Origin of the sequence: Actinoalloteichus spitiensis RMV-1378 (genome assembly GCF_000239155.1) — a bacterium.
GTDB lineage: Bacteria > Actinomycetota > Actinomycetes > Mycobacteriales > Pseudonocardiaceae > Actinoalloteichus_B > Actinoalloteichus_B spitiensis.
In genome coordinates, this window is the sequence record NZ_AGVX02000132.1 from 1 (window position 1) to 9908 (window position 9908).

The following is a 9908-nucleotide window of genomic DNA, read 5'->3' on the forward strand; positions in this document are numbered from 1 at the left end:
GGGCGGGCGCCTCCGAGCCGTGTCGGCTGGCTGACGACCTCCCGCGCCCGGAGCGCGATGGGAGCGCCGTTGCCCCGGGGGTGTTCGGCGATCACGGCGAACTCGTCACTGCCGTACCGGGCGACGGTGTGGTCCCGGCGCATCCCGGTGCGGAGCCTCATCGCGATGAGGTGCAGCAGCTCGTCACCGCGCTGGAATCCGTGCCTGCTGTTGAACAGGGCGAGTTGCTGCACGTCGAGCAGGACGAGGGTGACCAGGGTTCCGTGCACGTCGGCACGGGCGAGGGCCTGTTCCAGCCGGTCGAAGAGCAGGGCGCGGCCCGGGAGCCCGGTGAGGGGGTCCTTTCCGACGTCCTCACCGAGCGCGGTGCTGTCGACCGGGCGAAGCAGGACCAGCAGCGCCGGGCGACCCCGGTGGCTCACCAGGTGGTAGGTGCCGATCAGCCGGGTCTCCGGGGTGGCGGGGTGTCGTACGACAAGGGGCATGGTCAGGGTTCCAGGGTTCCTGCGGAGCTGGGTCAGCAGTGCGCAGGTGTCCGGCAACGGGGCTCCGGAGTCGTCACGCAGCGCCCAACCCGCCGGCCTCCTCCCGTTGAGCAGCCCTTCGCGGCTCAACCCGAGCAAGGCTCCGGCGAGCTCGTTCGCGGCGATCATGTCGCCGCGTTCGTCCTCCAGCAGCACTCCCACCGGTAGTTCCGCGACGAGCTCGTCCCAGACCGTCCCGGTCCCCCGCCGTGCCGCCGTCCCCACGGCACCCATGTGGCCCCATACCTTCCGCCGAACGGAGCACTGGGGCTGAGCTTCCCCCGGAAGCACGAACAGTTCAAGCGCGCCGCTACCACTCGGTAGGGTGGGATTCTGTTGTCCTGTTGACGACGGGTAGTTGGCTCGGCGTGAAGACCTCCTCGGAAGTGGGACGGGAGTCGCGGCGTTGCGCGGTTTTGTCTCGTTCGGCCGCGACCGAGCGGGTGACGATCAGTCGATCGAGTAGCACCCTTCAACTGAACGGATGATCAGGCTTGCCTTGGTGGGCCACCCTCGCCGGAGGAGACCGAGTGCGGGCCCGGGGAGGGGGAGCCGCACTCGCGCGGGTGGCCCCGGTGCCGCCCTGCTCGTGAGCCCCGGGTCCGGTCCCACCGCCGCTGGGGCGGCGGGGCGGCCCACATCGCCCGGTGGGCTCGTTCGAGCACGCGGTGCGTCCCGGTGGAACCGCGTCGGACGGGCCGCCGTCCCACCGACGGGGGTGGCAGTGGCCGACATCCGGTGGGAGGAGACGGTGTGGACGACGAGCCAGCACTCGCCCGGCTCCGGGAACTCGACGAGCGGGTGGTCGCGGTGTCCTGGCGGCACCTGACCTCCGTCGGTGCGGGTTCCCTCGCGGCGGGGGTGGTGGGGACGCTGCTGGGCGCCGTGGTGGGCCTGGTCGCGGTGTTCTCCGCGCGGGGCGCCGGGATGGCGACCTTGGGCCTCGTGGTGGTGGGCTGGGGGGCTTTGCTCGCCCTGGTGTGGTGGACGACGCTGCGCCCGCTGACCGACCGGTGGGGACCCGTCGGGGCGGAGTACCGGCGGGCGGTGGCGGATCGGAACGCGGCGGAGGTCGCGCTGGCGGCCTGGTCGGGGCGGCCGGTCCGGGGCAGCGCTTCCCACGACTGGGCGCGGATCGACGCGGTCCACGCCCGGATGGACGCGTGGTACGCGCGGTCCACCTCCCTCGAGCAGCGGCACCGGGCCTCGAAGCCCGACTCGGTCCTCATCGGGCTCGTCCTCGTGGCGCTCGTCTTCGTCCTCGTGCTCGTCTCGCTCCCCCCGAGGGGAGCGCTCGGGCTGCTGGTGGCTGGCCCACCGCTGCTGGTCGGCTGGGGTCTGGTGATGTCGGTCGCCCTCCGCCGGCTCTCCGAGGACGCCTTCGTCCGGTCTGCCCGGATCCGCGGTTGGCGTCGGGAACTGGACCACCTGGCCCGCCGGCTTCGCACCGGAGCCGGTGTGCCGGCGTGGCGGTTCCCCCGGTTCCGGGTGCAACGGCTGTGGTTCTTCCTCAAGGTCGGTCCCTCGCCCGCCGTGGTCCTGCGGTCACTGCCCGCCGAGGCGAACCCCCTGCGCCGGTGGTTCTGGCGTTGGCTCGGCCGCTCGGCACTCGTTCCCGTCGGCGTCGTCGCGCTGCTGGTGGTTCTCGGGATGTTCGCGAACCGGTGACCGGAACGGCGTGGGGGACGCGCCGTCGCCGGCCAGGGGTGACGTACCGTCGCTGCCCTCGGTCGTCTCGGAGGCCGGGTCGGGAGCGGGGCGAGCGTTTACGATCCCGTCGTGGAGACCGGTGATCCGGACCTGGCAGTGTTCGAGGAACAGCGACCCCGCATCTTCGGGCTGGCCTACCGCATGCTGGGGTCGGCCGCCGAGGCCGAGGACGTGACGCAGGACGCCTTCCTCCGCTGGTACGGGGCTGACCGGGAGGAACTCGTGTCGCCCCAGGCCTGGCTCACCCGTGTCACCACCAACCTGTGCCTGAACAGGTTGTCCTCCGCTCGGGCCCGACGGGAGAACTACGTCGGGCCGTGGCTGCCGGAGCCGGTGCTCACCGACCGCGACGGGGTGGGGCCGCTGGAGACGGTGGAACAGCGGGACTCGATCTCGTTGGCCGTGCTCGTGATGCTCGAACGGCTCACACCTCCGGAACGTGCCGTCTTCGTCCTGCGTGAGGCCTTCGGCCACTCGCACCGCGAGATCGCGGAGGTCCTCGGTGTCAGCGAGGCGGGGTCCCGGCAACTGCACCGCAGGGCGCGGGTCCGGCTCTCCGACGCTCGTGGCCGGTTCTCCGTCGATCCCGAGCAGCGGCGGAGGGTGGTGGAGCGCTTTCTGACGGCGGCCGTCGAGGGGGACCTTCAGGGGTTGGAGGACCTCCTCGCCGAGGACGCGGTGTCCTGGGCCGACGGTGGCGGTCTGGAGAAGGCCGCCCGGCGGCCGGTGGCGGGTCGGGGTGCCCTGGCGCGGTACCTGACGGCTCTCCCCCGCCACCCGAGGGCGGCCCGTGTCACCACGCGGTTCGCCGAGGTGAACGGGGAGCTCGGTGTTCTCCTCATGATCGAGGGAAACCTGCTCGGTGTGCTGGCGATCGATACGGACGGCGAGCAGGTCACCGCGGTTCGGGTCGTTCTCAACCCCGAGAAGCTGAGGTTCGCCGCCGCCCAGTTGGGGTGACGGGCGTCACGCCCGTTTCCTGTCACATGACGGCCTCCGTCCTGGTCATCCCGGTGACGGAAAGGGGAACGACCATGACGCACCACATCGTCGTCCTGGGCGCCGGCTACGCGGGTTTGACGGCCGCCCGACGAGCCGCGAAGCTCTTGCGCGGGTCCGACGTCCGCGTGACGTTGGTCAACAGGTCCGAGCGTTTCGTCGAGCGGGTGCGGCTGCACCAGGTCGCGGCCCGGCAGGTGCCGCCAGGCCAGCCGTTGTCCCGCGCGCTCGCCGGCAGCGGGGTGGACCTCGTCGTGGGCGAGGTGGCGGAGATCGACGCCGAGGCGCGTGCGGTGACCCTGATCGACCGCCCCGGCAGGATCACCTACGACTCGCTCGTGTACGCGCTCGGCAGCACCGCTGACCTCGACGCCGTCCCCGGGCTCCGCGAACACGGCTTCGCGGTGGCCGACGTGGAGGGCGCCACCCGGCTCCGGGAGCGGCTCGACGAGCTGCCGGCCGGGGCGGGGGTGGTGGTCGTCGGCGCGGGGCTCACGGGTGTCGAGGTGGCGGCCGAACTCGCGGAGGCCAGGCCCGACCTGTCGGTCGAACTGGTGACCCGATCGGAGCTGGGGGACGGGCTGTCTCCTGGGGCGCGGCGTCACCTGAGTCGGACCTTCGCGCGGCTGGGTGTCAGGGTTCGCGAGCACCAGCGGGTCACGGCGGTCGAGCGGGACGGGGTGGTGACGGCCGAGGGGCTGCGGCTCGGGTGCACCGCCCTCGTGTGGGCCGGCGGTTTCCGGGTACCACCGCTCGCCGCGCGTTCGGCGTTGCGGACCGACGAGCTCGGGCGTCTCGTCGTGGACGCGCGGCTGCGTTCGGTGTCGCATCCCGAGGTGTACGGAGTGGGTGACAGCGCGAGCGGGCCGACCGTGACGGGTGGGGAGACGCGGATGTCCTGCCAGGCCGCTCTACCGATGGGGCGCCACGCCGCGGTGGACCTGGCACGAACCCTGCGGGGGCGGGCGGGGAAACCGGCCCGCATCCGTGACCTCGGTCTGGACGTGGCTCTCGGCCGCCGGAACGCCGTCGTCCAGCTGTTCCGGGGAGGCGGTCGCCCCGTGGGTGCCGTGCTGACGGGGCCACCCGCCGCATGGATCAAGCACAGGGTGGTTCGGGTCGCCGCGTGGCTGGCCGGGGCCTGACGACGGTGGTTCGGGTGGCCGCGTTCGCGGCTCGTCCGACCGGTGGGCCTCAGGGGGCGGGCGGCGGCGCCGCTCGGTGGGCGCGGGGTCGTGCCCACCACCTCCGCCGCCCGAGGTGCCCGCCGGTCCCCACCGGGGCGGCACCGCGGTCGTCCTGACCTGCCGGCGCGGTCATCCCGTCAGGGGCGCCACGAGGACCGGCCCAAGGTTCGGGGGACTGCCATTTCGAACCGCCGTCGCGGCTCGGGCGGGATCAGGTTCCCGGCGCCGGGGCAGCGGCGTGCTGGCCCGGCGGGGACAGGCTGTCGAGCACGAGCGCGAGGTAGTGGGACCAGCCCCGACCGACGTGGTCCGCGCTCGCGACGAGCATGGCGACCAGGCAGGGGAAGTCTCCCGGGGTCAGGTCGGCGCGCACCACGCCCGCCTGCCTGGCCCGGGTCAACACCTCGTCAAGAGGGTGCGGGTAGCGGCTGGCGATGGCGGCGGCCTGGCCTCCGCCGACCAGCTCGAACATCCTCGGGTGCTCGACGAACGCGGCGGTGCCCTCCGCCAGCACGGTGGCCAGCGCGCGGCGCGGGTCGCGGTCAAGCGGCGGCGCGCCGCAGAACCGGTTCCACCCGCTCGGCGACGTAGTCCTCCAGCACGGCGGCGAGGAGCTCCTCCTCGGTGGGGAAGTGCCGGAACACTCCAGCCCGTCGAGGCGAGGGCGACCGTCCCTGTTCTTCGTCGTGGCTGTCCGGCGACCCCCGCGCGGGGCGGCCGATCACGGGTGTGGCGCCAACCCGCTCCAGGAGGGCACGTCGGCCACCGGTGACCGGCGGACCAGGAACGCGCCACAGGGCCAGGCCTTCGTCAGGTGCCGGGGTCAGGTCTGGGCCATGTCCACGAACCGGCTGTAGTGCAGCTGGTGGGCCACGGTGATCGTCGACGTCGGGCCAGCGCGGTGCTTGGCCAGGATCAGGTCGGCCTCGCCCATCCGGGGGTCGTCCCGTTCCCAGGCGTCCGGGCGGTTGATCAGCAGGACCATGTCGGCGTCCTGTTCCAGCGAGCCGGACTCCCGCAGGTCGGAGAGCATCGGGCGCTTGTCGGTGCGCTGCTCGGGGCCACGGTTCAGCTGGCTGATCGCCACCACCGGCACCTCCAACTCCTTGGCCAGGAGCTTGAGGTTCCGGGAGAACTCCGAGACCTCCTGCTGGCGGGACTCCACCCGTTTGCCCGAGGTCATCAGCTGGAGGTAGTCGACGACGACGAGTTTGAGGTCGTTGCGCTGCTTCAGACGCCGCGCCTTGGCCCGGATCTCCATCATGGTCAGGTTGGGCGAGTCGTCCACGAACAGCGGCGCCTCGCTCACCTCGCTCATCCGCCGGGCCAACCGGGTCCAGTCGTCGTCGGACATCCGGCCGCCCCGCATGTCCTGGAGCCGGATCCGCGCCTCCGCCGAGAGCATCCGCATCACGATCTCGGTCTTGCTCATCTCCAGGGAGAAGATGACGCTGGTCATGCCGTGCTTGATGGAGCAGGACCTGGCGAAGTCGAGCCCCAGCGTGGACTTGCCGACACCGGGACGCGCGGCCACGATGATCATCTGGCCGGGGTGGAGACCGTTGGTCACCGCGTCCAGGTCGGTGAAGCCGCTGGGGACCCCGAGGGACATCCCCCCTCGGGAGGCGATGGCGTCGATCTCGTCCATCGTGGGCTGGAGCAGGTCCTCCAACACCGAGTAGTCCTCGGAGGTGCGCCGCTCGGTCACCTCGTAGATGGAGGCCTGGGCACGGTCGACCACGTCGTCGATGTCGGCGCCCTCGGCGCCGTGGTAGCCGAGCTGGACGATGCGGGTGCCGGCCTCGACGAGGCGTCGCAGCACCGCCTTCTCCGCGACGATCTCGGCGTAGTACCCCGCGTTGGCCGCCGTGGGGACGGTGGCGATCAGGGTGTGGATGTAGGGGGCGCCGCCGACCCGGGTCAGCTCGCCCCGGCGTTCCAGTTCGGCCGAGACCGTGATCGGGTCGGCCGGTTCACCCCGGCCGTAGAGGTCGAGGACGCAGTCGTAGATCGCCTGGTGGGCCGGGCGGTAGAAGTCGTTGGGCGTGATGACCTCGACCACGTCGGCGATCGCGTCCTTGCTCAACAGCATGCCGCCCAGCACCGACTGTTCGGCCGTCAGGTCCTGGGGTGGCTGCCGCTCGAAGCCCTCCGGCGTGGCAGCCCGCTCGTCGGTCAGCGCCACCTGTCCCCCTCGAACTCCTGTGGTGTCGGTCTCGGTCTGGCCCCGGCCCCAGCTGGGCGTGACAGCACCGCGTACCCCCGTGGCGGCACGCTAGGGCGCCCCGGCGTGCCCAGGCAAACAGGCATGGGGGCAGCCTGTGGACAACCTGGGGACAACCCGGGGCAGGTTGCCCACATTTCGGTGGAGAACTGGGGATAACTTGGGGACAACTCACGGCGCCCCCGACATCAGTGCAGGTCAGGGGCTGTGGATAACTTGTGGATAAACCGACGGCCCGATCTGCGGCGTGTCGGTCCAAGTTGTGAGTTCGGCGTGTCGCTCCTGTTCCTCATCGGGGGGGAGCGCCGGGAGCGGACGACCACGCGCGGAGGGCCGGAACGACACGGACCCCACGTGTCGCTCCCGGTCCGGAGCGGGACACGTGGGGGTCCGTCGGTGACAACGGCACCGCCCGCCGGGGTTCGCCCGGCGGCGGAGCCTCAGCTCGCGGCGACGACCTCGAGCCGCAGGTCGACCTTGACGTCGGGGTGGAGCCGGACGTCAACGCCGTACTTGCCGGTCTTCTTGATGTGGCCGCGCAGCTGCACGGCCCGCTTGTCGAGCAGGGGGCCGCCGGCGGCCTTGACGGCCGAGACGACGTCGGCCGTGGTGACCGAGCCGAACAGCTTGCCGGAGTCGGCGCTGGCGCGGACCGCGTACCGGACCGGTCCGAGGTTGTCCAGCGTCGCCTTGACCTCCTTGGCGTGGTCGAGGTCACGGATCCGCCGGGCCTCCTGGGAACGGCGGATCGTGGCCACCTGCTTCTCCGCGCCCTTGGTCGCCAGGATGGCGTAGCCGCGGGGAACGAGGTAGTTGCGGCCGTAGCCGTCCTTGACCTCGACGATGTCGCCCGGGCCACCGAGTCCCGTCACGTCCGTGGTGAGGATGAGCTTCATCTTCGATCCTCTTCCTGGTCAGCGAGCGGTGGAGGTGTAGGGCAGCAACGCCATCTCGCGGGCGTTCTTCACCGCGACGGCGACATCACGCTGGTGCTGGCTGCAGTTGCCGGTCACCCGACGGGCGCGGATCTTGCCGCGGTCGGAGATGTACTTCCGCAGCAGCGTGGTGTCCTTGTAGTCGATGTTCGTCAAGACACCCTTCCGGGCGTCCTTGCAGAAGACGCAAACCTTCTTCTTGGGCTTGCGAACGGGGGGCTTGGCCATCTGGTGTTACTCCTGAAACTCGTCAGATCTTCGACGGGGCGGCGCGTGCCGTGGCTGATCCGGGACGGATCAGAACGGCGGCTCGTCGTCGTATCCGCCACTGTTGCCGCTGGGACCAGCCGGCGGCGCGGAGCCCCACGGGTCGTCCGCGGGAGCGGCGGGCGTACCGCCACCGAATCCGCCGGAACCGCCGCCTCGGCTGACCTTGTTCACCTTCGCCGTGGCGTAGCGCAGCGACGGGCCGATCTCGTCGACGTCCATCTCGATCACGGTGCGCTTCTCACCGTTGGACTCGAAGCTGCGCTGCTTGAGCCGGCCCTGCACGACGACCCGCATGCCCCGCTGCAGCGACTCGGCGACGTTCTCCGCCGCCTGGCGCCAGATGCTGCACCGCAGGAACAGCGCCTCGCCGTCCTTCCACTCGCCGCTCTGGCGGTCGAAGGTGCGCGGGGTGGAGGCGACCGTGAAGCTGGCCACCGCCGCGCCGGTCTTGGTGAACCGCAGGTCCGGGTCGGCGGTGAGGTTGCCGACCACCGTGATTACCGTGTCACCGGCCATCGTGGGTCACGCCTCTCGCTGGTCAGGACTTGGCGGTCTCGCGGCGGAGCACCTTGGTCCGGAGCACCGACTCGGTCAGGGAGAGCTGGCGGTCCAGCTCCTTCACCGTGTCGGAGTCGGCACGCAGGTCGAGGACGGCGTAGATGCCCTCGCTGTGCTTGTTGATCTCGAAGGAGAGGCGACGGCGACCCCACACCTCGACGTTCTCGACCTCGCCGCCTCCGGTGCGGATGACGTTGAGGAAGGTGTCGAGCGAGGGAGCCACGGTGCGCTCGTCCAGACTCGGGTCCAGGATGACCATGACCTCGTAATGACGCATGACTGACCTTCACCTCCTGTGGGCTTGGTGGCCACGGGCTCTCCGTGGCAGGAGGGTCGTCGCGTCAGCAACGGCGACCACCGTAGCAGCGTCGGCGACGCCGGGTCCTCAGGCCTCCCCTCCCGAGGGGAGAGCCGGGGCGCACCGGGCGACCGGCGCCACTGATCGGCCCACGGGAGCATCCGGGCAGCTAGGCTCGGGGCCATGCTCATCGGTGCCCACGTCGGTGACGACGATCCGCTCAACGAGGCCGAGGCCAGGGGCGCCGAGGTCGTGCAGGTCTTCCTCGCGGACCCCAAGAGCTGGAAGGCCGCCACTCCCCACCCCCAGGCGGAGGCGCTCCGCGCCGCCGGGGTCGGGCTCGTCGTGCACTCGCCCTACGTCATCAACGTCGCCTCCACCAACAACCGGATCCGGATCCCCTCCCGCAAGCTCCTGCTGTCCCATGCCGAGGCCGCGGCCGCCTCCGGCGCGGCCGGCCTGGTCGTGCACGGCGGCCACGTACGCAAGGGCGAGCCGGAGGACGTCGGGATCGAGAACTGGCGGAAGCTGTTCGGCCGGCAGCACGCCGAGGGCGGCTTCCCGGTCCCCGTCCTGGTGGAGAACACGGCGGGAGGGGACGGTGCGCTCGCCAGGAGGTTCGACGTGCTGGCCCGTCTGTGGGACGCGATCGGTGAGTACGAACCGGGCTTCTGCCTCGACACCTGCCACGCCTTCGCGGCGGGCGAGGACCTGGGCGACGTGGTCGACCGGGTGCGGTCCATCACCGGTCGGATCGACCTGGTGCACCTGAACAGCTCCCGCGACCCGTTCGGTTCCTCCCGTGACCGCCACGCCAACATCGCCAACGGCACCATCAACCCGGAGCTGCTGGTCAGCGTCTGCTCGGCGGCGAACGCCCCGGTGGTGGTGGAGACTCCGTCCGAGGGGCAGGCCGCGGACATCGCCTTCCTGCGGAGCAGGCTGGGCGCGGCCTGAACGGCACGGGCGCCGCCGGCCAGGCCGTGCGGACGACGACCAGCGGCGCGACGGCGGGGGCGTGCCCTCGGATGCGGGAGTCGGAGCGGCCCGTCGCGCCGACCGGTGGGCGCCATCGCGGTGGCTGAGGGAGCGGGGGGAGACCGGCCAGTGGTCAGGCTGACGGAGCGGGCACAGTCAGGTGGATGAGATGCGGGGCGAGGAAGGGGCCGGTTCCGCCGGCACGGCGGCCGGCGGAACCGGGAC

Annotated in this window: 11 protein-coding genes; 4 read left to right on the forward strand and 7 right to left on the reverse strand. The window is 71.6% G+C overall.

Annotated features, from left to right (window positions below; genetic code table 11):
* A partial coding sequence (locus tag ACTIDRAF_RS0206950) for a diguanylate cyclase domain-containing protein (protein WP_016698000.1) occupies nucleotides 1-758 on the reverse strand: 758 nt, incomplete at its 3' end.
* 519 nt (nucleotides 759-1277) lie between these two features.
* Here ACTIDRAF_RS0206950 and ACTIDRAF_RS33650 point away from each other — a divergent pair.
* The 3 genes from ACTIDRAF_RS33650 (at nucleotide 1278) to ACTIDRAF_RS27680 (ending at nucleotide 4378) form a co-directional block, all read left to right on the forward strand.
* The gene (locus ACTIDRAF_RS33650; RefSeq protein WP_016698001.1) at nucleotides 1278-2192 is read left to right on the forward strand and encodes a hypothetical protein; all 915 of its coding nucleotides are present in this window, start codon (nucleotides 1278-1280) and stop codon (nucleotides 2190-2192) included.
* Nucleotides 2193-2303: 111 nt separating this feature from the next.
* Nucleotides 2304-3194 carry an RNA polymerase sigma-70 factor gene (locus tag ACTIDRAF_RS0206960; RefSeq protein ID WP_016698002.1) on the forward strand — a complete coding sequence of 297 codons (891 nt, stop codon included), beginning with the start codon at nucleotides 2304-2306 and terminating at the stop codon, nucleotides 3192-3194.
* A 74-nt stretch (nucleotides 3195-3268) separates the two neighbouring features.
* Nucleotides 3269-4378: an NAD(P)/FAD-dependent oxidoreductase gene (locus tag ACTIDRAF_RS27680; RefSeq protein ID WP_039786196.1), complete on the forward strand. Its 1110-nt coding sequence runs from the start codon at nucleotides 3269-3271 to the stop codon at nucleotides 4376-4378.
* A gap of 253 nt (nucleotides 4379-4631) precedes the next feature.
* On the opposite strand, the gene ACTIDRAF_RS0206970 is transcribed toward ACTIDRAF_RS27680, so the two are convergent.
* The 6 genes from ACTIDRAF_RS0206970 to rpsF all read right to left on the reverse strand — a co-directional run bounded on the left by ACTIDRAF_RS0206970 (nucleotide 4632) and on the right by rpsF (nucleotide 8684).
* A complete protein-coding gene (locus ACTIDRAF_RS0206970; RefSeq protein WP_016698004.1) occupies nucleotides 4632-4934 on the reverse strand; it encodes a hypothetical protein in 303 nt (100 codons plus the stop codon).
* A gap of 309 nt (nucleotides 4935-5243) precedes the next feature.
* On the reverse strand, nucleotides 5244-6605 hold the full coding sequence (dnaB, locus tag ACTIDRAF_RS0206980) for a replicative DNA helicase (RefSeq protein ID WP_016698006.1): 1362 nt from the start codon (nucleotides 6603-6605) through the stop codon (nucleotides 5244-5246).
* Between the two features lie 479 nt (nucleotides 6606-7084).
* Entirely contained in the window at nucleotides 7085-7540 is a 456-nt protein-coding gene (rplI, locus tag ACTIDRAF_RS0206985) for a 50S ribosomal protein L9 (RefSeq protein ID WP_016698007.1), read from the reverse strand.
* Between the two features lie 18 nt (nucleotides 7541-7558).
* The gene (gene rpsR / locus ACTIDRAF_RS0206990) at nucleotides 7559-7807 is read right to left on the reverse strand and encodes a 30S ribosomal protein S18 (RefSeq protein ID WP_016698008.1); all 249 of its coding nucleotides are present in this window, start codon (nucleotides 7805-7807) and stop codon (nucleotides 7559-7561) included.
* 69 nt (nucleotides 7808-7876) lie between these two features.
* Nucleotides 7877-8365, reverse strand: a complete 489-nt coding sequence (locus ACTIDRAF_RS0206995; protein WP_016698009.1) for a single-stranded DNA-binding protein — start codon at nucleotides 8363-8365, stop codon at nucleotides 7877-7879.
* A 22-nt stretch (nucleotides 8366-8387) separates the two neighbouring features.
* Nucleotides 8388-8684, reverse strand: coding sequence for a 30S ribosomal protein S6 (gene rpsF / locus ACTIDRAF_RS0207000; RefSeq protein WP_081715277.1), 297 nt, complete (start codon nucleotides 8682-8684; stop codon nucleotides 8388-8390).
* 204 nt (nucleotides 8685-8888) lie between these two features.
* Between rpsF and ACTIDRAF_RS0207005 the strand changes: the two genes are divergently transcribed.
* Nucleotides 8889-9662 carry a deoxyribonuclease IV gene (locus ACTIDRAF_RS0207005; RefSeq protein ID WP_016698011.1) on the forward strand — a complete coding sequence of 258 codons (774 nt, stop codon included), beginning with the start codon at nucleotides 8889-8891 and terminating at the stop codon, nucleotides 9660-9662.
* The last annotated feature ends 246 nt before the right edge of the window (nucleotides 9663-9908 follow it).

Coding starts and splice junctions, on each gene's coding strand:
- ACTIDRAF_RS27680 (WP_039786196.1), top strand. CDS start 3,269: ATGACGCACCACATCGTCGTCCTGGGCGCCGGCTACGCGGGTTTGACG.
- rplI (WP_016698007.1), bottom strand. CDS start 7,540: ATGAAGCTCATCCTCACCACGGACGTGACGGGACTCGGTGGCCCGGGC.
- rpsR (WP_016698008.1), bottom strand. CDS start 7,807: ATGGCCAAGCCCCCCGTTCGCAAGCCCAAGAAGAAGGTTTGCGTCTTC.
- ACTIDRAF_RS0206995 (WP_016698009.1), bottom strand. CDS start 8,365: ATGGCCGGTGACACGGTAATCACGGTGGTCGGCAACCTCACCGCCGAC.
- rpsF (WP_081715277.1), bottom strand. CDS start 8,684: ATGCGTCATTACGAGGTCATGGTCATCCTGGACCCGAGTCTGGACGAG.
- ACTIDRAF_RS0207005 (WP_016698011.1), top strand. CDS start 8,889: ATGCTCATCGGTGCCCACGTCGGTGACGACGATCCGCTCAACGAGGCC.